This is a genomic window from Enterobacter bugandensis (genome assembly GCF_900324475.1).
GTDB lineage: Bacteria > Pseudomonadota > Gammaproteobacteria > Enterobacterales > Enterobacteriaceae > Enterobacter > Enterobacter bugandensis.
Window position 1 is genome coordinate 183477 of sequence record NZ_LT992502.1, and the last position, 21462, is coordinate 204938.

19 protein-coding genes and 2 pseudogenes are annotated in these 21462 nt (G+C 56.8%); 10 read left to right on the forward strand and 11 right to left on the reverse strand.

Annotation, left to right across the window (positions count from 1 at the left end; all coding sequences use genetic code 11):
• The first annotated feature begins 164 nt into the window (after nt 1-164).
• From DG357_RS00905 to glyS, 3 genes are all read left to right on the forward strand, one after another.
• Nucleotides 165-470 carry a YsaB family lipoprotein gene (locus DG357_RS00905; protein WP_028015074.1) on the forward strand — a complete coding sequence of 102 codons (306 nt, stop codon included), beginning with the start codon at nt 165-167 and terminating at the stop codon, nt 468-470.
• Between the two features lie 160 nt (nt 471-630).
• Nucleotides 631-1542, forward strand: coding sequence for a glycine--tRNA ligase subunit alpha (glyQ, locus tag DG357_RS00910; RefSeq protein WP_003860141.1), 912 nt, complete (start codon nt 631-633; stop codon nt 1540-1542).
• 9 nt (nt 1543-1551) lie between these two features.
• Complete coding sequence (gene glyS / locus DG357_RS00915) at nt 1552-3621, forward strand: glycine--tRNA ligase subunit beta (protein ID WP_028015075.1); 2070 nt, start codon at nt 1552-1554, stop codon at nt 3619-3621.
• A 93-nt stretch (nt 3622-3714) separates the two neighbouring features.
• On the opposite strand, the gene DG357_RS00920 is transcribed toward glyS, so the two are convergent.
• Together DG357_RS00920 and DG357_RS23275 are read right to left on the reverse strand one after the other, a co-directional pair.
• Nucleotides 3715-4125 carry a hypothetical protein gene (locus tag DG357_RS00920; protein ID WP_286088285.1) on the reverse strand — a complete coding sequence of 137 codons (411 nt, stop codon included), beginning with the start codon at nt 4123-4125 and terminating at the stop codon, nt 3715-3717.
• Nucleotides 4053-4277, reverse strand: a pseudogene (locus tag DG357_RS23275) (hypothetical protein); the annotation flags it as partial. The gene DG357_RS00920 and the pseudogene DG357_RS23275, both read right to left, overlap by 73 nt.
• A 383-nt stretch (nt 4278-4660) precedes the next feature.
• Here DG357_RS23275 and DG357_RS00925 point away from each other — a divergent pair.
• Nucleotides 4661-5804 (forward strand): annotated as a pseudogene (locus DG357_RS00925) (IS481 family transposase).
• A gap of 558 nt (nt 5805-6362) precedes the next feature.
• The gene (locus DG357_RS00930; RefSeq protein WP_088204502.1) at nt 6363-7982 is read left to right on the forward strand and encodes an ABC-F family ATP-binding cassette domain-containing protein; all 1620 of its coding nucleotides are present in this window, start codon (nt 6363-6365) and stop codon (nt 7980-7982) included.
• A gap of 38 nt (nt 7983-8020) precedes the next feature.
• On the opposite strand, the gene DG357_RS00935 is transcribed toward DG357_RS00930, so the two are convergent.
• Nucleotides 8021-8308, reverse strand: coding sequence for an HTH-type transcriptional regulator (locus DG357_RS00935; RefSeq protein ID WP_028015078.1), 288 nt, complete (start codon nt 8306-8308; stop codon nt 8021-8023).
• 331 nt (nt 8309-8639) lie between these two features.
• Here DG357_RS00935 and DG357_RS00940 point away from each other — a divergent pair, with 331 nt between their 5' ends.
• Nucleotides 8640-9350, forward strand: coding sequence for a DUF3053 domain-containing protein (locus tag DG357_RS00940; RefSeq protein WP_045260020.1), 711 nt, complete (start codon nt 8640-8642; stop codon nt 9348-9350).
• Nucleotides 9351-9597: 247 nt separating this feature from the next.
• Nucleotides 9598-9810: a transcription antiterminator/RNA stability regulator CspE gene (cspE, locus tag DG357_RS00945; protein WP_003860775.1), complete on the forward strand. Its 213-nt coding sequence runs from the start codon at nt 9598-9600 to the stop codon at nt 9808-9810.
• Nucleotides 9811-9868: 58 nt separating this feature from the next.
• Here the strand turns inward: cspE and ghrB are convergent, their stop codons facing one another.
• The 6 genes from ghrB to DG357_RS00975 form a co-directional block, all read right to left on the reverse strand.
• The gene (ghrB, locus tag DG357_RS00950) at nt 9869-10843 is read right to left on the reverse strand and encodes a glyoxylate/hydroxypyruvate reductase GhrB (RefSeq protein ID WP_047366950.1); all 975 of its coding nucleotides are present in this window, start codon (nt 10841-10843) and stop codon (nt 9869-9871) included.
• Between the two features lie 26 nt (nt 10844-10869).
• Entirely contained in the window at nt 10870-12150 is a 1281-nt protein-coding gene (locus DG357_RS00955) for an MFS transporter (RefSeq protein ID WP_047366951.1), read from the reverse strand.
• Between the two features lie 110 nt (nt 12151-12260).
• Nucleotides 12261-13199 (reverse strand): sugar kinase, encoded by a 939-nt coding sequence (locus DG357_RS00960; RefSeq protein WP_048960319.1) that lies wholly within the window; start codon nt 13197-13199, stop codon nt 12261-12263.
• A gap of 3 nt (nt 13200-13202) precedes the next feature.
• Entirely contained in the window at nt 13203-13952 is a 750-nt protein-coding gene (locus DG357_RS00965) for a sugar phosphate isomerase/epimerase family protein (RefSeq protein WP_088204503.1), read from the reverse strand.
• 103 nt (nt 13953-14055) lie between these two features.
• Nucleotides 14056-15072, reverse strand: coding sequence for a LacI family DNA-binding transcriptional regulator (locus DG357_RS00970; protein ID WP_028015084.1), 1017 nt, complete (start codon nt 15070-15072; stop codon nt 14056-14058).
• A gap of 114 nt (nt 15073-15186) precedes the next feature.
• The gene (locus tag DG357_RS00975) at nt 15187-15849 is read right to left on the reverse strand and encodes an OmpA family lipoprotein (protein WP_008502762.1); all 663 of its coding nucleotides are present in this window, start codon (nt 15847-15849) and stop codon (nt 15187-15189) included.
• 211 nt (nt 15850-16060) lie between these two features.
• Here DG357_RS00975 and DG357_RS00980 point away from each other — a divergent pair, with 211 nt between their 5' ends.
• A complete protein-coding gene (locus DG357_RS00980; RefSeq protein ID WP_231940813.1) occupies nt 16061-18340 on the forward strand; it encodes a molybdopterin guanine dinucleotide-containing S/N-oxide reductase in 2280 nt (759 codons plus the stop codon).
• Here DG357_RS00980 and DG357_RS00985 read toward each other — a convergent pair.
• Both DG357_RS00985 and tag read right to left on the reverse strand, forming a co-directional pair.
• Nucleotides 18303-18749, reverse strand: a complete 447-nt coding sequence (locus tag DG357_RS00985) for an N-acetyltransferase (protein ID WP_028015086.1) — start codon at nt 18747-18749, stop codon at nt 18303-18305. The genes DG357_RS00980 and DG357_RS00985 overlap by 38 nt on opposite strands.
• On the reverse strand, nt 18727-19308 hold the full coding sequence (gene tag, locus DG357_RS00990; RefSeq protein WP_028015087.1) for a DNA-3-methyladenine glycosylase I: 582 nt from the start codon (nt 19306-19308) through the stop codon (nt 18727-18729). The genes DG357_RS00985 and tag overlap by 23 nt, the downstream gene beginning before the upstream one ends.
• 160 nt (nt 19309-19468) lie before the next feature.
• On the opposite strand from tag, the gene DG357_RS00995 reads away from it, so the two are divergent.
• Together DG357_RS00995 and DG357_RS01000 are read left to right on the forward strand one after the other, a co-directional pair.
• Entirely contained in the window at nt 19469-20011 is a 543-nt protein-coding gene (locus tag DG357_RS00995) for a lipase (RefSeq protein WP_045260015.1), read from the forward strand.
• 236 nt (nt 20012-20247) lie between these two features.
• Entirely contained in the window at nt 20248-21450 is a 1203-nt protein-coding gene (locus DG357_RS01000) for an L-lactate MFS transporter (protein WP_041911599.1), read from the forward strand.
• The last annotated feature ends 12 nt before the right edge of the window (nt 21451-21462 follow it).

The following is a 21462-nucleotide window of genomic DNA, read 5'->3' on the forward strand; positions in this document are numbered from 1 at the left end:
GTAAAGTGAGTGGGACTCCCATTGTCCAAAAGTCTTCGTTTGGAAAATTCTGAGTTTTATGCGCAGGCTTGCCGGGAGACCGCGAGATTCGCAGAATGGCAGACCTTAATCTATAAAAGTGTTGATATTAAAAATAACAGCCGCTGACCAGGACGGTAATAAAAATGATGATGAAGCGTGTGGCATCACTCTTTCTGCTGTTGATGCTGGCAGGATGCAGTGCGCCACAGGAAGTCCCCGTGCAAAAAGCGCAGCAGGGAAAAATAAGCCCGGAGCGTTCGCTGAATATGGAAGCGCTCTGTAAAGAGCGGGCCGCTCGGCGCTATAACTCGGACGTTCAGAAAATTAACGTCATCGGATTCGAGCGCTTTCAGGGCAGCTATGAGCTTAGAGGGTATACTGCGCGTAAAGAGGGCTTTGTCTGCTCGTTTGATGCGGACGGTCAGTTTTTACATCTCTCCATGCGCTAGCCTGCTCGCATAATCAACAACCAGACGCCGCCAGCGTTCTGGCCGGAAGGCTTATTTCCCAATTTTCCCTAAACAACCCCGTTTCGTACTGTATATCTTGCAGCCAGCGGGTATACTGGTCCCTTCCATTTAAAACCACACGTATCCAGCACGAAATACTATGCAAAAGTTTGATACCAAGACCTTCCAGGGCCTGATCCTGACCTTACAGGATTACTGGGCTCGTCAGGGCTGTACCATTGTTCAACCTTTGGACATGGAAGTCGGCGCCGGCACTTCACACCCGATGACCAGCCTGCGCGCGTTGGGCCCAGAGCCAATGGCGACCGCGTATGTGCAGCCTTCCCGTCGTCCGACCGATGGTCGTTACGGTGAAAACCCGAACCGTCTGCAGCATTACTATCAGTTCCAGGTTGTGATTAAGCCATCACCCGACAACATTCAGGAACTGTATCTCGGGTCGCTGAAAGAGCTGGGTATGGATCCAACCATCCACGACATCCGTTTCGTGGAAGACAACTGGGAAAACCCAACGCTGGGTGCCTGGGGTCTCGGTTGGGAAGTGTGGCTGAACGGCATGGAAGTGACCCAGTTCACCTACTTCCAGCAGGTTGGCGGTCTGGAATGTAAGCCAATCACCGGTGAAATCACCTACGGTCTGGAACGTCTGGCCATGTACATTCAGGGCGTAGACAGCGTTTACGACCTGGTCTGGAGCGACGGCCCGCTGGGTAAAACCACCTACGGCGACGTGTTCCATCAGAACGAAGTGGAGCAATCCACCTATAACTTCGAATACGCGGACGTGGATTTCCTGTTCACCTGCTTCGAGCAGTACGAGAAAGAGGCACAGCAGCTGCTGGCGCTGGAAACTCCGCTGCCGCTGCCTGCCTACGAGCGTATTCTGAAGGCCGCCCACAGCTTCAACCTGCTGGACGCCCGCAAAGCGATCTCCGTGACTGAACGTCAGCGCTACATTCTGCGTATTCGTACCCTGACCAAAGCCGTTGCAGAAGCTTACTACGCGTCCCGTGAAGCCCTTGGCTTCCCGATGTGCAACCGAAACAAATAAGAGGCGGCCATGTCTGAGAAAACTTTCCTGGTGGAAATCGGCACCGAAGAGCTGCCACCAAAAGCCCTGCGCAGCCTGGCTGAATCTTTTGCTGCGAACGTGACCGCCGAGCTGGATAACGCTGGCCTGGCGCACGGTAAAATTGAGTGGTTTGCTGCACCGCGTCGTCTGGCGCTGAAAGTGGCAAATCTGGCGGCGTCTCAGCCGGATCGTGAAGTTGAAAAACGTGGCCCGGCGATTGCCCAGGCGTTTGACGCGGAAGGCAAGCCAAGCAAGGCTGCCGAAGGCTGGGCGCGCGGCTGCGGCATCACCGTCGATCAGGCCGAGCGTCTGACCACCGATAAAGGCGAATGGCTGCTGTACCGTGCCCACGTGAAAGGCGAAAGCGCGGAAGCGCTGCTGCCAAACATGATCGCCACTTCTCTGGCGAAGCTGCCGATTCCTAAGCTGATGCGCTGGGGCGCGTCTGACGTACACTTCGTGCGTCCGGTACACACCGTGACCCTGCTGCTGGGCGACACCGTTATCCCGGCGACCATTCTGGGCGTGGCGTCCGATCGCGTGATCCGCGGCCACCGCTTTATGGGCGAGCCAGAGTTCACCATCGACAATGCCGACCAGTATCCGCAGATCCTGCTGGAACGCGGTAAAGTTATTGCCGACTACGAACAGCGTAAAGCCAAAATTAAAGCGGACGCGGAAGAAGCGGCGCGTAAGATTGGCGGTAATGCCGACCTGAGCGACAGCCTGCTGGAAGAGGTCACTTCTCTGGTGGAATGGCCGGTTGTGCTGACCGCGAAATTCGAAGAGAAATTCCTGGCCGTTCCGGCAGAAGCGCTGGTGTACACCATGAAGGGTGACCAGAAGTACTTCCCGGTTTACGCCAACGACGGCAAGCTGCTGCCAAACTTCATCTTCGTGGCGAACATCGAATCGAAAGATCCGAGCCAGATTATCTCTGGTAACGAGAAAGTGGTGCGCCCGCGTCTGGCGGATGCCGAGTTCTTCTTCAATACCGACCGTAAAAAGCGTCTGGAAGATAACCTGCCGCGCCTGCAGACCGTGCTGTTCCAGCAGCAACTGGGTACGCTGCGCGACAAAACCGACCGTATCGCGGAGCTGTCCGGCTGGATCGCCCGTGAAATCGGTGCCGACGTTAACCACGCGACCCGCGCGGGCCTGCTCTCCAAATGCGACCTGATGACCAACATGGTGTTCGAATTCACCGACACCCAGGGCGTAATGGGCATGCACTACGCGCGTCACGATGGCGAAGCGGAAGACGTGGCCGTAGCTCTGAACGAGCAGTATCAGCCGCGCTTTGCGGGCGACGATCTGCCGTCCAACCCGGTTGCCTGCGCTGTAGCGATTGCCGATAAGATGGACACCCTGGCGGGTATCTTCGGCATCGGCCAGCATCCGAAAGGCGATAAAGACCCGTTTGCGCTGCGTCGTGCCGCGCTGGGCGTGCTGCGCATCATCGTTGAGAAGAACCTGAACCTTGATCTGCAGACCCTGACCGAAGAAGCGGTGCGTCTGTACGGCGACAAGCTGACCAACGCGAACGTTGTGGATGACGTGATCGACTTTATGCTCGGCCGTTTCCGCGCGTGGTATCAGGACGAAGGTTACACCGTCGACACCATTCAGGCGGTGCTGGCGCGTCGTCCAACCCGTCCGGCTGATTTCGATGCGCGTATGAAGGCGGTTTCCCACTTCCGTACGCTGGAAGCGGCATCTGCCCTGGCGGCGGCCAACAAGCGTGTATCCAACATCCTGGCGAAATCCGACGAGACGCTGAACGAGCGCGTAAACGCCGCGACGCTGAAAGAGCCGGAAGAGATCGCCCTGGCGATGCAGGTTGTGGTGCTGCGCGACAAGCTCGAGCCGTACTTCGCGGAAGGTCGCTACCAGGAAGCGCTGGTGGAGCTGGCGGAGCTGCGTGACGTGATCGACGCCTTCTTCGAGAAAGTGATGGTGAACGTAGAAGATAAAGAACTGCGTATTAACCGTCTCTCCATGCTCGAAAAACTGCGCGAGCTGTTCCTGCGCGTGGCGGATATTTCGCTGCTGCAGTAATGTGCCCGTTGTAACAAATGCTAAAAACCCGCTTCGGCGGGTTTTTTTATGGGTCTTTTGTAGACCGGATAAGCGCAGCGCCATCCGGCAGGTTTAGCCGATCGCGATTGTGCCTTCGTCTGTCTGCAGCCAGCGCGGTGCCTTCAGCGTATCAGCAAAGTAGCTGACCAGCTCGCACAGCAAATCTTCCATCACGATTTCAGATTGTCGCGACAGTGAGCCGTTCATCAGCATCTGCGTAAGCTCCTGACAGTAGCGCCCCAGCTGATCGCATTCGGGTTCGAAAGCCGGAACGCGTGACGGGAGTTCCTTCACGGTCAGGCTGGCTTTTAAAGCGTCCGGAACAGGTTCCAGAAGCGTGGGTTGCAGAAGATTCAGACAGGCATAAAGTCTGCCGTAAAGCGCCATTTTTGGGGCGGGTTCTTCGCAATCTACCAGTGCGTCGGTAAAACGTTCGCAGTTATCCGCCAGTTCGGTGAAGTCGGTGGCGTGGTTGAAGGGCAGGGTGAATAAAGAATGAGCTTGGGTTGAGGTAGTAGCCATATTGGCAGCCTCCGATAAGTGATAAAGCTTCCACCACCGGAAATGCTAACTTCGCTGGTGGTGGACTGAACAGAGTTAGCATTACCGGCCTTATCGGATACCGGCGCATCTTTCGATGCCCCTGCTCAGCCCACCATTGAGATGTAGCAAAGCATGCTGCACATAATGTGCCGCCGATAAGATAAGCCAGGATGCTAAACCCGGCACCTGATTTTGCAGGTGCAAAGAGAACTTACTGCTCATCAAAACAGGCGGCAATAGATTTGAGCTATACCACTGAGGATATTACCATTTCTGGAAAGAGACTCGCAAAATTACCGCAATGAAAAGCATACTGCGGGCAGAGGTCTTACAGCGACGCTATGGTCCGGCTGTAAATCGCTGAGGCGTTTCCTGCAGGCCGGGGCTGTACGGTCCGGGGACATAGTGAACACTTGTTCGGGGACATGGTAGACACTTACAACTGAGGCATAAGAACCCGTTTATGGAGTCGCTTATGCCCTGGGATGCGAGAGATACCATGTCATTACGTACCGAGTTTGTACTGTTCGCCTCGCAGGACGGGGCGAACATCCGTTTCCTCTGCCGTCAGTTCGGCATTTCTCCTGCCACCGGCTACAAGTGGCTTCAGCGCTGGGCTGAGGAAGGTGCCTCCGGTCTTCAGGACCGCTCCCGCGCACCTCATCATTCCCCGAACCGCTCATCTGACGACATCACGGCCCTGCTGCGCATGGCGCATGACCGTCATCAACGCTGGGGCGCCCGCAAGATTAAGCGCTGGCTTGAAGACCAGGGGCACCGTATGCCCGCCTTCAGCACCGTCCATAATCTGATGGCCCGTCACGGTCTGCTGCCGGGCGCATCACCGGGCGTTCCGGCTACGGGACGCTTCGAACATGACGCGCCGAACCGGCTCTGGCAGATGGATTTTAAGGGTCACTTTTCCCTTTGGCGGTGGCCGCTGCCATCCGCTCACCCTGCTGGACGACCACTCCCGTTTTTCCCTGTGCCTGGCGCACTGTACCGATGAACGGCGCGAGACCGTGCAGCAGCAGCTGGTCAGCGCGTTTGAACGCTACGGCCTGCCGGACAGGATGACGATGGACAACGGCTCACCGTGGGGCGACACCACCGGCACCTGGACGGCGCTGGAGCTGTGGCTGATGCGCCACGGTATCCGGGTGGGGCACTCCCGGCCTTATCATCCGCAGACGCAGGGCAAGCTGGAGCGTTTTCACCGCAGCCTGAAGGCGGAAGTGCTGCAGGGAAAATGGTTCGCGGACAGCGGAGAGCTGCAACGCGCTTTCGATCACTGGCGCACGGTGTACAACCTTGAACGCCCGCACGAGGCGCTGGATATGGCGGTACCGGCCTCGCGTTATCAGCCGTCTGCCCGGCAGTACAGCGGCAGCGTAACGCCACCTGAGTACGATGAAGGGGTGAAGGTCAGGAAAGTGGATGTCAGCGGAAAGCTGAGCATACAGGGTGTCAGTCTGAGCGCAGGCAAGGCGTTCAGGGGAGAACGGGTCGGGCTGAGGGAGACGCAGGATGACGGCTGCTATGAAGTGTGGTGGTACAGCACGAAAGTGGGGGTGATCGACCTGAAGAAAAAGTCGATCACCATGGGTAAAGGATGTTAAAAAGTGTTCACCATGTCCCCGAACACCTGTCTACCATGTCCCCGGACTGTACAGGGCGAGGCGCATGGATGCGCCGAGAGGGCGGGCTTTACAGGGATGTTACCTCCGCCCGTCCCCGATAAGCCGGAAGGAATAAGCCGAAGGTACCGCGTAGCGGCGATTTACCGCCGGGAGCCCGGGTAGCCAGGGTGGTGGCGACTGAGCCACCCTGGCACGTTCACGGGTATTGTCGTTACAGAGTAGCAAGGAACATAAAGTGAACGGAATGACCACCAGAGTCGTATGCTTCCCCTCACCCCAGCCCTCTCCCTCAAGGGAGAGGGGGCCGTCTGTGCAGGCAATATTTGGTGGGGATCCCTCAGCCCAAAGGGAGAGGGAGTACAAATCGTCCAAAATTTAACCTTGAAATGGTCAACCCATTACCGCTATCCTTATCTCCGTTAAATTTCTCGCTCTGGAGCGCCCCCCAAAAATGAACAAACACGACTGATGAATTTCGATCCTTGCTAAACGCCACCGCGTGGGCAGGGGATGTTTTGATTTCATTCAGGAGTGCTTATGGCTCATTTTGCGCAGTCCCCTTCTTTTATTCTGCATCAGGTCACCTGTCAGTTTGCGACGGGCGATACCCTTTTTGGTCCGCTGAGTTTTTCTCTGGAGCCGTCTCTGTGCGCTCTGGTTGGCCGTAACGGCAGCGGGAAAACGCGTCTGCTGCGTCTGCTGGCGGGGCTTGATGAGCCTGCAAGCGGGCATATTGAACGTACCGGAACCCATGTCTATGTGGCTCAGCAGCAGGACATTTTGCCGCACACGACGCTGGCTGAGCTGCTCGGGTACGAGGCCATCTTCGCGGCTCGAGCGCGTATCGACAGCGGCGATTACCAGCCTGACGATCTGGAACTGCTTGATGGATTCTGGGATTTAGCTGAACGTCTTGGCGAGGCGTTTGCCCGGGCGAAACTTCCGCCGTTTGATCCAGATAAGCCAGCCGGTGAGCTCAGCGGCGGCGAGCGTATTCGCGCGCTGCTGTGCGGGGCATTTACGGCTGAAGCGGATTTCCTGCTGCTGGACGAACCGACTAACCATCTGGATCGACAAGGACGGGCGTGGTTCTACGACCAGCTTGCCCGTTATCAGGGCGGCGTACTCGTCGCCTCCCATGACCGTGAGCTGCTGGCGCAGGTGCCGCGTATTCTTGAGCTAAGCAGCGGCGGCCTGCGCAGCTACGGCGGGAATTATGCGGATTATCAAACCCAGCGCGATGCCGAACAGCAGGCGGCCCGCGCGGCGCTGGAACATGCGGCCACGGAGCGCAAACGCACCCGCGCTCGTATGCAAAAAGAGCATGACGACAGCCAGCGGCGCTCGGCAAAAACATTACGCACCGTCGATACCCTGAATATCGCGTCGTTTGAACACGTCAAATACAAAGGCGCGGCAAAGGAACGTATCGGCGCCTGGAAAAAACAGCACAGCGAGCAAAATGAAGCCCTGAATGCCGCGGTAAACAAGGCGCGTGAGCGGGTTGAAGAAGATAACCCGGTGATGTTTACCCTGCCGGGGAGTCAGATCCCGGAAGGTAAACAGGTGCTGGTGCTGGAAGATCTGGTGTTACCGCATGTGCCTGTTCCTCCGCTTAGCTGGCGGATGGATGGGCCAATGCGCGTGGCGCTAAAAGGTCCGAACGGCTGCGGGAAATCGACGCTGTTGAAAGCCATCCTCGGCGACATTAGTCCACGCTCAGGAACCTGCAAGGTATCGGTCAGCTGTGCTTATCTCGATCAGCATCTTTCCCGGCTCGATCTGTCGCAGTCGGTCATGACGCACCTCAACCTGGGCAATACGCCCCTGGAAGAAGGTATTTTACGTACCCGTTTAGCCCAGCTTCAGCTGGGGGCCGACAAAGTCTCGCTCCCGCTGGCGGAACTGAGCGGTGGTGAGCGTTTGAAGGCTGCGCTGGCCTGCGTGCTTTGGCGCGGGGAGGCCACGCAGCTGCTGTTGCTGGATGAACCGACCAACCATCTGGATCTGGCTTCAGTGCAGGCTATTGAAGCGGCGCTGGCTGGTTTCCCCGGCGGGCTGCTGGTGGTGTCACACGATGATGCGTTTTTAAAAGGGTTAACGTTGACGCACGAGATGGTGTGGGAAGAGACGGGCTGGCGTTTCGAGAGCCTTTAAACACAAGCCCCCGCAGAGGCGGGGGCGTTCAAACTTTACTACGCTATCTGTTTGCTGAGTGCAGGGTTGGCCTGAATCAGGCGCATCAGCTTTAACTCGGTTGGGGTGGGTTTCTCTCGTTTTGACTCCCACTCCAGCACCATAGCCACGCTGACACCCATCGCTCTGGCGAATTCTTCAGTTTTCAGTCCTGTCCCTTTGCGCAATTGCTCATATTCTGTAAAGGGATTGGATTTTTGTTGCAGGGTAATGGCCTGCGGTACATCTTTAAAAACGATCTGTTCCAGACTGCTCAGCAGCTCAAACTCAGGATCTTTATATTCCATTGAGAACTCCTCTTAAATCTCACATCGTGATCAAGAACATCAGAGAGCCAATTAAGAATAGTCCCTAATACAAACCAAGGATCGTCACGGCTGTGATTAATCGTGCGGTAACGATCGCTTTACGCGATTCAGCTATCTGGATAGTTATGCTAATTCCCTGATTAACCATATGTCGGCTTCGCCAGGTATTTTTTTGTAAATAGTAAGAAATAAATCGGCAATAGTCGTTTTACATGAAAAGAGTATCTTGCAAGGCTGACCTGGACTATCCTTGTCAGCGTCGGGCACGCGTGTGCCGGTGTGCGCTTTTTTGGGTGAAAGGAGTAATAAAATGGCGACAGGAAAGTCCTGCTCTCGCTGGTTTGCGCCTATTGCGGCGTTGTTGATGGTTGTTAGCCTGAGTGGGTGTTTTGATAAAGAAGGCGATCAGCGCAAAGCGTTTATCGATTTTCTGCAGAATACAGTGATGCGCAGCGGCGAGCGGTTGCCGACGCTGACTGCGGATCAGAAAAAACAGTTTGGCCCCTTTGTGTCCGATTACGCCATTCTTTATGGGTATTCACAGCAGGTGAGCCAGGCGATGGACTCCGGTATCCGCCCGGTAGTGGATAGCGTGAACGCCATCCGTGTTCCCCAGGATTATATGACTCAGCGCGAGCCGCTGCGCCAGTCCAACGGTGCGCTCGGCGTGCTGAGCCAGCAGCTGCAAAATGCGAAAATGCAGGCTGACGCGTCACGTTCTGCGCTGAAGCAGGGCGAGGATCTTAAACCGGTCTTCGATAAAGTGTATGAGAAAGTAGTGACGAAACCGTCTGAAGCGATACAACCGCTGATTCCGGCCGCGCAGGTCTTCACTCAGCAGCTGGTTCAGGTCGGGGATTTCATCTCGCAGCAGGGGACACAGGTGAGCTTTGTTGCCAACGGCATTCAGTTCCCAACCTCGCAGCAGGCAAGTCAGTACAATACGCTGATTGGGCCGCTGGCCGCCCAGCACCAGGCCTTTAGCCAGGCGTGGGGCGCAGCAGTCGCTGCCACAGAATAAACCGAAAAACCCCGCCTCAGGCGGGGTTTTTTTTCGGCATTCAGAAAATAACGCTTGTCATTCCTCTACCACATCGGTATAACTGTTCGCGTCGGTTTGTTACACAGACCTAAAGCAGTTTAGTAAAGCAGTCCAGATTGTTATCCATAGATACCCTTCGTAGTGACCCTTCCTTCATCGCTTAAAAATCTGTAACGCAATCCATCAAGCCGGAAGGCACAATATATTTGTTAATAAGGTAATTTCTATGTCTGCTAAAATGACTGGTCTGGTTAAATGGTTCAACGCTGATAAAGGTTTCGGCTTCATCACTCCTGACGATGGCTCTAAAGACGTGTTCGTACACTTCTCTGCTATCCAGAACGATGGCTACAAATCTCTGGACGAAGGTCAGAAAGTTTCCTTCACCATCGAAAGCGGCGCTAAAGGCCCAGCAGCTGGTAACGTTGTAAGCCTGTAAGCTTCCAACCCAGTAGCACAAAATTCAAAAACCCGCCTTCTGGCGGGTTTTTTCGTTTCTACTGTTGGATCTGCGGGTTAACGCAGTTCCTGTCTACTTTTCCAGCAAGCGCGGCTATCAGGTTATCTACTGCCGTCGCCGCCATATTGTAGCGCGTCTCGTGGGTAGCAGAGCCGATGTGTGGCAGGGCGACGACGTTTGGCATGCTCAGCAGTGGGGAGTCCACCGGAAGCGGCTCCTGCTCAAACACGTCCAGACCCGCGGCGTGGATCTCGCCGTTTTGCAGCGCTTCAATCAGCGCCTGCTCATCCACCACCGGGCCGCGACCCGCGTTGATGAAGATGGCGGACTTCTTCATTTTTTCAAACGCGGATTTGCCAATCAGATGGCGCGTTTCATCCGTCAGCGGCAGGATCAGGCAAACAAAATCGGCTTCCTGCAGCAGCGTATCCAGCTCGCAGTAACGCGCGTTGAAGCGTTCTTCTGCTTCACTGTGATGGCGGCGCGCGTTATACAGAATCGGCATGTTGAAGCCGAAATGCGCGCGCTGCGCCAGCGCCAGCCCGATACGCCCCATACCCACGATGCCCAGCGTTTTGCCATGCACATCCACGCCGAACCAGTCCGGCCCAATGCTTTTCGTCCATTCGCCGGCTTTCACACGCTCGGCCACTTCCACCACGCGACGGGCCGTGCTGAGCACCAGCGCCATCAGCGTATCTGCCACGGTTTCCGTCAGGGCATGCGGCGTGTGCATCAGCAGGATTTTACGGGCGTTCAGGGCATCCACGTCGAAATTGTCATAACCCACGGAAACGGTTGAGGTAGCACGAAGCTTCGGCATTTTCTCCAGCAGGGCGACATCCACTTTTTCGCTTGAACCCAGCAGGCCTTCGGCGCTGGCGAACGCATCGGCGTGCTGCGCCACGGTCTCCGGGCTCAGGTTCTTCACCTGCGTAACGGTGAAGTGTTCTTCCAGGCGTTTCTGCAGATCTTCCGGCAGAGCTTTATACAAAATGACGGACGGCTTCATGCTAATCTCCGTTGATTTTTAAGGATTCAGGCGTGGCGTGCGCCGACGAGGTGCTGTTGATTATTAGCAGGCTTAACAATCAAAGTAAGCCACACGGAGGCGAAAAGCGCTACCCCCATAAAGATGTACGACGCGGATGGGCTGCCGGTCACACCGTTCAGGTAGCCGACGAACCAGGATCCGCAGAACGACCCCAGCGCGCCCATACTATTAATCAATGCCATTGCACCGCCCGCGACGTTACGCGGCAGCATTTCCGGGATGATGGCAAAAAACGGACCGTACGGGGCGTACATGGCGGCACCGGCAACCACCAGCAGGGTATAAGAGGCCCAGAAGTGATTCGCGCCCACCGCCCACGAGCCGATGAAGGCGAAAGCGGCAATCAGCAGCAGCGGCCAGACAAACAGCTTGCGGTTTTGCAGCTTGTCCGACGCCCAGGAGACAACGATCATCGCGATGGTCGCGGCGAGATACGGTACGGAAGAGAGCCAGCCCACTTCCACCATGCCAAGGTTCTCGCCGCCGCTGCGGATAATCGACGGCAGCCACAGCACAAAGCCGTACACGCCGATACTCCAGGTAAAGTACTGCGCGCAGAGCAGGATAACGTTGCGGGAGCGGAACGCTTCGCCGTAGTTGCGTACCGCCTTCAGCCCCTGCTGCTCTTTATCCAGTTGCGCCTGCAGCGCGGCTTTTTCATCTTCGGAAAGCCACTTCGCCTGGGCAGGCTTATCTTTTACCAGCACCCACCAGCAGAATGCCCAGATAATTGCGGGTACCCCTTCGATGATAAACATCTCGCGCCAGCCGAAGGACTGGATCAGGTAGCCGGAGACCACCGACATCCACAGTACGGTGACCGGGTTACCGAGGATCAGGAAGGTGTTCGCGCGTGAACGTTCAGATTTGGTAAACCAGTTGCTTATGTAAATCAGCATCGCCGGCATTACCGCTGCCTCAACGACGCCGAGGATAAAGCGAATGGCCGCCAGGGCAGGAATATTGTTCACCACGCCGGTCAGTGACGCGCAGGCGCCCCACAGGATCAGACAGATGAAGATCAGCTTACGCACGCTGCGGCGTTCCGCGTAAATCGCGCCGGGGATCTGGAAGAAGAAGTAGCCCAGGAAGAAAAGGGCACCCAGCAGGGATGAAATACCTTTGGTGATGCCGAGGTCTTCAGTGATCCCCGCTGCGGATGCGAAGCTGAAGTTGGCACGATCGAGGTACGCCAGGCTGTACGTGATAAACACGATTGGCATGATGTACCACCAGCGTTTTACTGCATTGGTCGAACTGTTCATAGGCTTGCCTCTGTTGTTGAGGTTGTTACCGCCGTTGTCTGTAGGGTACACGGTGGCTTAATTATTTGGTGTGGCATGCCCCCTGGCCCTCTCCCACAGGGAGAGGGAATTTAAAAGCCGAGCTCTGCTCGCGTTGGCAATCCTTCGCTGTCGCCCTGCACCTGAATCGCCAGCGAGCCAATCTTATTGCCCCGCGCGACGGCCTGCTGCAGCGGTTTGCCTTCCAGCAGGGCGCTAATGACGCCTACGGCAAAGCCATCGCCCGCGCCGACGGTGTCGACAACGTTCTCGACCTTCACCGCCGCGACCGCGCCCTGTTCGCCGTCGGCCGTTTTGAACCATGCACCATCGGCACCGGTCTTCAGCACCACCGCTTTTACCCCTTGATTCAGATAGAAATCAGCAATGCCTTCCGGCGTATTTTCACCCGTCAGAATCATCCCCTCTTTCAGGCCCGGCAGAACCCAGTCAGCCTGGAACGCCAGGCGGTTCAGCTTCTCGACCATTTCCGCTTCGCTTTTCCACAGCACCGGGCGCAAATTCGGATCGAAAGAGATCGTTTTGCCCAGCGACTTCATGGTCGTTGCCGCATGGTCCAGCAGTTCATAGGAACTGTCAGAGAGCGCCGCCGCCACGCCACTCAGGTGCAGATGGCGCGCGGAGGCAAAATAGCCGGCGTGGTAATCTTCCGTTGAGAGATGGCTTGCCGCCGAACCTTTGCGGAAATACTCCACGATGGGATCGGTTCCATTTTCGACTTTAGATTTAAGCTGAAAGCCGGTAGGAAAGCGTCCGTCCAGGGTGACGCCTGCGGCATCAATATTCTCTTTTTTCAGCGAGTCGAGAACGAAATGGCCAAAGCTGTCATCCCCCACGCGGCTGACCCAGCCGACGTTCAGACCGAGACGCGCCAGGCCGGTCGCGACGTTCAGCTCTGCGCCCGCTACGCGTTTGATAAAGTGCTCTACCGCGCTCAGTTCGCCCGTTTCGGTCGCGACAAACATTGCCATAGCCTCGCCGATCGTGATGGCATCCAGCGTTTTGTGCATGATTTACTCCTCGCGCAGCAGGTTGACGTAATGACGGGTAACGGCGGTTAAATCCGCCCCTTCCAGCGGGAACTCAATACCACGCGGTGCACCTGCAGGCAGCTGGCCGAGCAGATCCAGCCAGCGCGCGTCTGCACGGTCCGGCGCTACGGCGCGGAAGTTATCTTTATGCGGAACGGCGGCTTTAACGTGGATATAGCTCACCGCAGGGGCCAGGTGACGTGCGGCCTCTTCGGGGGAGTCGCCGACCCACAGCCAGTTGCCCATGTCGAAGGTCAGCGTGACGGGCAACGCCATTTCCCGACAGGAGGCCTGGAAGCGCCGCATGGGCGCGAGCTGCCCGCAGTCGGTCTGATCGTTCTCCACAACAAGCGCCATACCGCTGGCATTCAGCAGGGCGCGCAGGGCGTCGAGAGGCTGTGTGTCGCTGAAATGGCCGAGGGAAACCTTCAGCCACAGGGCGTTAAGGGTGTTGGCCTCAGAGAGATAGCGGGGCAGGTCCGGGTTAAGGGTGCCGTCGGCCATAAACAGGGCGGCGGGCGCGGAGTAGCACGCCAGCAGACCCATTAGCTCGATGGATTCGCTCAGTGCAGGCAGCGCCAGCAGCTCTTCGCTGTTAAACAGTTCGCGGCGGATCTCCACGCCGTCTGCCCCTGCGCCTGCAATAACGGGGAGCATCGCCCGCTGACCGCCTGCCTGTCGCACCTGTTCCGCGCCATACGCGGCGGTGACCACCATGATTTTCCTGCCCATCTTCGGACTCCATCGCAACATATCAATACTATTACGCTAGATGGAACCGGTTCCAAAGAAAAGATCAGGATGTCGAATTTATGATCGCTATCACAAGGGGGAATTAACGGGCGGTGGAGCCGCGAACGATCAGCTCGCCGGAGAAGACCTGCTCGCGTACGGCATCGCGGGTGCCTTCAATACGACGAATCACTTGTTCTACAGCGGCATAGCCAATCTGCCAGGTGGGTTGTTTAAGGGTCGTAATACCTACGCCAGCCAGCTCCGCCCACTCCAGTTCATCAAAGCCCAGCAGACCGATATCGCTGCCCCAGTGCAGACCAATGCGCTTGAGCGAGCGGGCGACCTGAAGCGTCAGCGCCCCGTTGGCGGAGATAACGGCTTTGCGCATCCCGCGATGGCGGGTATGGAACTGGCGCAGGGTGTTGTCGATCTGGTCGGCTTCGTGAAGCGGCGTTTCGGCATTTTCGGCGATCGCACCGGGATAACGCGCAAGCGTGGCGCGAAATGCCGCCAGGCGGTCGCGTCGGGTATTTACCATTCCCAGCGGTTCGCTCAGGAAAAGAATCGCTTCGAAGCCCTGTTCAATAAGGTGCTCGGTCGCGGTTGTGGCTGCCTGGGTGTTATCCAGCCCGACGACATCGCAGGCGAATTCCGGGATTTTACGGTCGATGAGGACCATGGGCAGGGAGGACTGCTGCAGGCGGTTCAGGCCCTCTTCACGCATGCCGACTGCGTTAACCACAATCCCTTCCACCTGGTAGCTGCGCAGCAGATCGAGGTAGTGCAGTTCCTGGTCGACTTCGTTGTTGGTATTACAGACCAGCGGCGTGAAGCCCTTCTCGCGGCAGGCGGCCTCGATACCGCTGAGGACGTTGACGGAGTAGGGGTTGGTGATATCGGCGATAATAAGGCCGATCAAACGGGTGCGACCGCGTTTGAGCCCGCGCGCCATCAGGCTGGGACGATAGTCGAGATCGGCAATGGCCTGTTCAATACGCGCCAGCAATGCGTCGGACAGCAGGTGTTTCTCGCCGTTGAGGTAGCGCGAAATGCTGGTTTTACCGGTTTTGGCGGCTTTCGCCACGTCGCTGATGGTGGCCCGGGCTGGTTTGCTCATCGCTGATTTCCCTGAATTTAGTGAGAATACCTTAGCGGGAAAATCAACGATGGCAAGTGGTTCATGCCGGGGTGTGCGGTCTGTTGCCCTCACCCCGGCCCTCTCCCTCGGGGATTACTGAATCGGGCTCAACGTAATCTCTACGCGACGGTTTTGCGCTTTACCTTCCGCCGTGCTGTTGCTGGCGATAGGATTGGCAGGGCCCATGCCGCTGGTGCGGATGCGGTTTGCTTCAACGCCCTGGGTTATCAGGGAGCTGGCCACGGAATCGGCACGCTGCTGAGACAGACGCATGTTCAGATCCTGGCTGCCGGTGCTGTCGGTGTAGCCAATCACGTTCACGGCGGTCTTGTTGTACTCTTTCAGCACCATCGCCACGCCGGTCAGGGTGTTCGCGCCCGCAGGTTTCAGCGTGGCGCTGCTGCTGTCAAAGGTCACGTTGTTCGGCATGTTCAGGATGATGTTATCGCCGCTGCGGGTGACGCTCACGCCGGTTCCCTTCATTTTGTCGCGCAGTTTCGCTTCCTGCACGTCCATGTAATAACCGACGCCGCCGCCCAGCGCCGCACCTGCCGCTGCGCCAATCAGCGCACCTTTGCCGCGGTCTTTCTTGGAGGAGGAGAGTGCCCCAACGCCTGCGCCGACCAGCGAGCCGATACCTGCGCCAATGCCGGATTTACCCGCTTCGCGCTCACCGGTGTAAGGGTTGGTTGTGCAGCCAGAAACAGCCAGTGCACCGCTCACCAGAGCGGCAATAACGAGTACGCGTTTTTTCATCTTCTTTCCTTAATCCTTTTTATTCTTTGCCACGGCGAGCGTGGCAGTTGATTATGACGTCCAGATACGGAGAAAATTCCGGGTATAACTCTGAAATTTGTGACAAACCATAAACGACCTCAACGAGAAGGCCGTAAACCTGCACGCAACCAGGAGCGCACGCTTGAGCACCTCAACAAAAACCATTCTGACCGCCGCCCACTGGGGGCCGATGCTGGTCGAAACCGATGGCGAAAATGTTCTGTCGTCCCGTGGGGCACTGCCAACACAACATCCCAATTCGTTACAGACCGTCGTACGCGATCAGGTGCACAGCAAAACGCGCGTGCGCTGGCCGATGGTGCGCAAAGGTTTTCTAGCCTCGCCGGATAAGCCGCAGGGGATCCGTGGTCAGGATGAGTTTGTTCGCGTGAGCTGGGACGATGCGCTGGCGCTGATCCATACGCAGCATAAGCGCATTCGCGAAAGCTATGGCCCATCGTCCATTTTTGCCGGCTCCTATGGCTGGCGCTCGAACGGCGTGCTGCACAAGGCCTCGACCCTGCTGCAGCGCTACATGAGCCTGGCCGGGGGCTATACCGGTCATCTGGGAGACTATTCGACCGGCGCGGCGCAGGCGATCATGCCGTACGTCGTGGGCGGGAACGAAGTGTACCAGCAGCAGACCAGCTGGCCGCTGGTGCTGCAGCGCTCCGACGTGGTGGTGCTGTGGAGCGCCAACCCGCTGAACACGCTGAAAATTGCCTGGAATGCCAGCGACGAGCAGGGGATGGGGTATTTCGACGCGCTGCGCAAAAGCGGCAAACGCATCATATGCATTGATCCGATGCGTTCTGAAACCATGGATTTCTTCGGCGACAGCGCCGAGTGGATTGCTCCTCATATGGGCACCGACGTGGCGATGATGCTGGGTATCGCCCATACGCTGGTGGAGAACGGCTGGCACGACCGCGATTTCCTCGCCCGGTGCACGTCCGGCTTTGACAAATTCGCCGACTACCTGACGGGCGAATCTGATGGGGTAGTGAAAACGGCAGAGTGGGCCGCGGAAATTTGTGGCGTTCCAGCGGCTAAAATCCGCGAACTGGCGGCACTGTTCCATAAAAATACCACGATGTTAATGTCCGGCTGGGGGATGCAGCGCCAGCAGTTCGGCGAGCAGAAACACTGGATGCTGGTGACCCTTGCCGCGATGCTCGGACAGATTGGTACGCCGGGCGGCGGTTTTGGTCTTTCCTATCACTTTGCGAACGGCGGTAACCCAACGCGTAAAGCGGCGGTGCTGGCGTCCCTGCAAGGCTCGGTGCAGGGCGGCGTGGATGCCGTGGATAAAATCCCGGTGGCACGAATCGTTGAAGCCCTGGAAAACCCGGGCGGTTTTTATCAGCATAACGGTCTGGACCGCCACTTCCCGGACATTAAGTTTGTCTGGTGGGCGGGCGGGGCAAACTTCACGCACCATCAGGATACCAATCGCCTGATCCGCGCCTGGCAAAAGCCGGAGCTGGTAGTGATTTCCGAGTGCTTTTGGACCGCCTCGGCCAAACATGCCGATATCGTGCTGCCGGCGACCACGTCGTTTGAGCGTAACGATCTCACCATGACCGGCGATTACAGCAACCAGCATATGGTGCCGATGAAGCGCGTGGTGGCCCCGCGTGATGAAGCGCGTGATGATTTTGACGTGTTTGCTGAACTGAGCGAGCTCTGGGAAGCGGGCGGTCGCGAACGCTTTACCGAAGGGAAAAATGACCTGCAGTGGCTGGAGAGTTTCTACCAGATCGCCGGACAGCGCGGTGCGGCGCAGGGCGTGACGCTTCCGCCATTTGCTGAATTCTGGGAGGCGAACCAGATTCTCGAAATGCCGGAAAGCGAACAGAACGCCCGATTTGTCCGTTTCGCCGATTTCCGTCGCGACCCGGAAAACCATCCGCTGAAAACCGAGAGCGGCAAGATTGTGATCTACAGCGAGCGCATCGCCAGCTTTGGATATGCCGATTGTCCGCCACACCCTTCGTGGCTGGAGCCGGACGAGTGGCACGGCAACGCTCAGCCGGAGCAGCTGCAGGTGCTGTCTGCCCATCCGGCGCATCGTCTGCACAGTCAGCTTAATTACACCTCTCTGCGCGAGCAGTATGCGGTCGCCGGGCGGGAGCCAATTACGCTGAATACTTTTGACGCCAAAGCGCGTGGGATTGCGGACGGTGACGTGGTGCGCGTCTGGAACCAGCGTGGACAGGTGCTGGCAGGGGCGGTGGTCAGCGACGGGATTAAGCCAGGTGTGATCTGTATTCATCAGGGAGCCTGGCCCGATCTTGAGCCCACCGAAGGTGGGATCTGTAAAAACGGGGCGGTTAACGTGCTGACCAAAGATCTCCCCAGCTCGAAGCTGGGGAATGGTTGCGCAGGGAACACGGCGCTGGCCTGGGTAGAAAAATATGAGGGGCCCGAGCTTACCTTAACGGCGTTTGATCCGCCTGCCAGCTCATGATCCACGTCGGGTGTTGGGTGTCATCCTGCCAGGCGCTGTCTTCAATGCGAAAGCCCTGAGCATGGTAGAAATTCACCGCCCGGACGTTTTTCTGATACACCTCCAGGGTTAAGTGCGGGAAGCGCTGTTGAACATGGTTCAGCAGCGCGCGCCCGATGCCTTTTCCGATATACGCTGGCGTAACGAACAGCGCCCCCACAAACTGCGACTGTATGACGCTGATAAAACCGCGCGGCGTGCCGTTCTCCTCCCAGACCCAGGTTTCGGCGGCGGGAAGGTATTCATCCCGCACCAGCGCTTCGTTCGCTTTCCAGTAGTCGGCGTCGATAAACGGATGCGCCTCGGTGGTGCTCTCAAGCCACAGTCTCAGGAGCTGAGCGGTATTCTCACTGTGCCATTTGCGGATCATGGTTGCCCTCCGGGTGGCAGATGCAGCCCGTAATATGGTCATTGACCAGCCCGCAGGCTTGCATAAAGGAGTAACAGATGGTGGTGCCCACAAACTTGAAGCCGCGTTTTTTCAGCGCTTTCGACAGGGCATCCGAGGCAGGGGTCGAGGTTGGGATCTCTGCAAGCGTGGCGGCCCGCGTCACCTTCGGCTCGTTATCCACAAACGACCAGACAAATGCTGAGAAGGGTTCGCCGTTTTGCTCCATCGCCAGATAAGCCCGCGCGTTACCGATAATCGCCTGAATTTTACCGCGATGGCGGATGATACCGGGATTCAGAACCAGCCTTTCCACGTCGTCATCGGTCATGGCGGCTACCGCAGCCGGATTGAACCGGTGGAAGGCATTGCGGTAGTTCTCACGCTTTTTCAGAACGGTGATCCACGACAGACCGGCCTGCTGGCCTTCAAGGCAAATCATTTCAAACAGTTTTTCACCGTCGGTTTCCGGTACGCCCCATTCCTTGTCGTGATAATCGATATAAAGCTGATCCTGGCTTACCCAACCGCAACGTTGCATAGGTCATCTCCCTTCCTGATACGATAAACGCAAAAATTTCAATCTGCCCGGCTTGACGTGTCTGCTAAAGAGACAATAGTTAATACAGGGCTATATGCCCCAATACCTCTTCGAACAATGACATATATCGCCGAACTCGGCTCTTTCTGGAGTCGCTTTGATGATGATAAAAAAAATCAGTGGTCGCCATGCTGCTTCTGGCCTGGTGGGCGTTTCAGCCTGCCTGCTTATATGTAACACCGCTTTTGCGTGGCAACAGGAATATATCGTTTCAGATGCACAAAGTAATACGACAGAACGCTATACATGGGACGCCGATCACCAACCTCGTTATGAAGATATTCTCGCGGAGCGTATTAACCATTCGCAGAATGCTGCGGGCTTTGCGCTGAACGACCCATCCGGTTCGGATGCGGAAACCGTTCTGAGCGTTGGCTGGAATTTTCCCGTGGCGGGGCATATTACAACCGGGCCGGTCATGGCGTGGCGCACAGAGGGCACTCCACCCTCAACGGTAAATACGTTTAGTGATACAACCACCGCGCAGTCGCTTACCGAACCCCTCTGGCATGCCAGCGTGAACTCGCTGGGGTGGCGTGTTGATACCCAGTACGGCGATTTACACCCCTGGGCGAAGATCAGCTACAACCAGCAGTCGGAAGAAGAATATTTGTATACCTTGGGCTTAAGCGCCAAATTTTAAGGTTGTTACTTTTTTAAACGCTGCGGTAACATATTTAATACAATAACGGCGAGGGGTGTGGTGATAGTGGTCACTCACCTTTAAACGTTTTCTTCTCCGGCAAGGTCGTTCATTCCCGCTTCCAGGCATTTCATTCCGTTTCTCCTGCATTTCATGCCGTTTTACCCCTGGCGTTTTGGGGTTTTGTTTATCGTGTCCTCAGCGAACTTCCTTAATTTCTCTTGCAGGATACTGCCATGAACACCTCAACCTATAACCGCACGCGCTGGCTAACGCTATTCGGCACCATCATTACTCAGTTCGCACTGGGTTCGGTCTATACCTGGAGTCTGTTTAACAGCGCCTTGTCTGATAAGCTCGGCGCGCCGATAAGCCAGGTGGCATTCTCCTTCGGCTTGCTGAGTCTTGGATTAGCGATTTCCTCTTCCGTGGCGGGCAAACTTCAGGAACGCTTCGGCGTGAAGCGCGTGACCATGGCCTCCGGCATTCTGCTGGGCCTGGGCTTTTTCCTGACGGCGCATTCCAGCAACCTGATGATGCTGTGGCTGAGCGCCGGCGTGCTGGTGGGGCTGGCGGACGGCGCAGGTTACCTGCTGACGCTGTCGAATTGCGTGAAGTGGTTCCCGGAGCGTAAAGGCTTAATCTCCGCGTTTGCTATCGGCTCCTATGGCCTGGGCAGCCTTGGCTTTAAATTTATCGACTCTCAACTGCTGGCTTCCGTTGGCCTCGAAAAAACGTTCATGATCTGGGGGGCTATTGTCCTGGTGATGATTCTGTTTGGTGCCACGCTGATGAAAGATGCCCCGCAGCAGGAAGTGAAAACCGTTAACGGCGTGGTGGAGAATGATTTCACCCTCGCGCAGTCCATGCGTAAACCGCAGTACTGGATGCTGGCGGTGATGTTCCTGACGGCCTGCATGAGCGGTCTGTATGTCATCGGTGTGGCGAAAGATATCGCGCAGGGGATGGTAAAACTGGATGCCGCGACGGCGGCGAATGCGGTGACGGTCATCTCCATTGCTAACCTCTCGGGTCGTCTGGTGCTCGGTATCCTGTCTGACAAAATCGCCCGCATCCGCGTGATTACGCTGGGGCAGGTCATCTCTCTGGTGGGCATGGCGGCGCTGCTGTTTGCTCCGCTGAACGAGGCGACCTTCTTTGCGGCGATTGCCTGCGTCGCCTTTAACTTCGGCGGCACCATTACCGTTTTCCCGTCGCTGGTAAGCGAGTTCTTCGGCCTGAACAATCTGGCGAAAAACTACGGCGTTATATATCTCGGCTTCGGTATCGGCAGTATCTGCGGGTCGCTGATTGCCTCGCTGTTCGGTGGCTTCTACGTAACCTTCTGCGTGATATTTGCCTTGCTGATTATCTCGCTGGCGCTGTCCACAACGATTCGTCAGCCGCAGCGCGAGGTGTATAAAGAAGCGCATGCATGATTCGATGAAAAG